Below are 625 nucleotides of genomic sequence, written 5' to 3' on the forward strand. Positions count from 1 at the left end.
CCCCCTCCCTCTTCTCGAAGATCCGGTCGAAGCGCCGCAGGAGTTCCAGGTAGACCTGTGGAAGGGCGGTGCGCGCCGCGCCGTCCAGCGCGGGCAGGTCGGGCACCCTGCGCCGGGGGTGGAGGTGCACCTCGTACGGCCAGTGGGCCGCGTACGGCACGAAGGCCGTCCAGTGGTCGGTGTCGAGCACGATCCGGCGGCCGTCGGCGCGTTCGGCGGCCACGGTGGCGTCGAAGAGGTTCCCGCCGCCGGTCCGCCGGTGGTGCGCGGCGGCCGATTCGAGCATGCGCTCGGTACGCGGGGTGACGAACGGGTAGGCGTAGATCTGGCCGTGCGGGTGCCCGAGGGTCACGCCGATCTCCCGGCCGCGGTTCTCGAAGCAGAAGACCTGGGCCACGGAGGGCAGTCGGGAGAGTTCGGCCGTGCGGTCGGTCCAGGCGGCGACGACCAGGGCGGCGTGCTCCTCGCCCAGGTCGGCGAAGGAGGCGTCGTGGTCGGGGGTGAAGCAGACGACCTCGCAGCGCCCGGCGTCCCCGGCGAGGGAGGGGAAGCGGTTCTCGAAGACGGCGACGTCGTAGTCGGCGGCGGGGATCTCGGTGGGGCTGCCGGGCCGCGAGGGGCACAG

1 protein-coding gene is annotated in these 625 nt (G+C 73.6%); it reads right to left on the reverse strand.

Features of this window, described 5'->3' with window-relative positions; translation table 11 throughout:
• A partial coding sequence (gene galT / locus K6I34_RS37815) for a galactose-1-phosphate uridylyltransferase (RefSeq protein ID WP_229332519.1) occupies positions 1-625 on the reverse strand: 625 nt, incomplete at both ends.

Origin of the sequence: Streptomyces sp. UNOC14_S4, assembly GCF_020740835.1 — a bacterium.
Classification (GTDB): Bacteria; Actinomycetota; Actinomycetes; order Streptomycetales; family Streptomycetaceae; genus Streptomyces.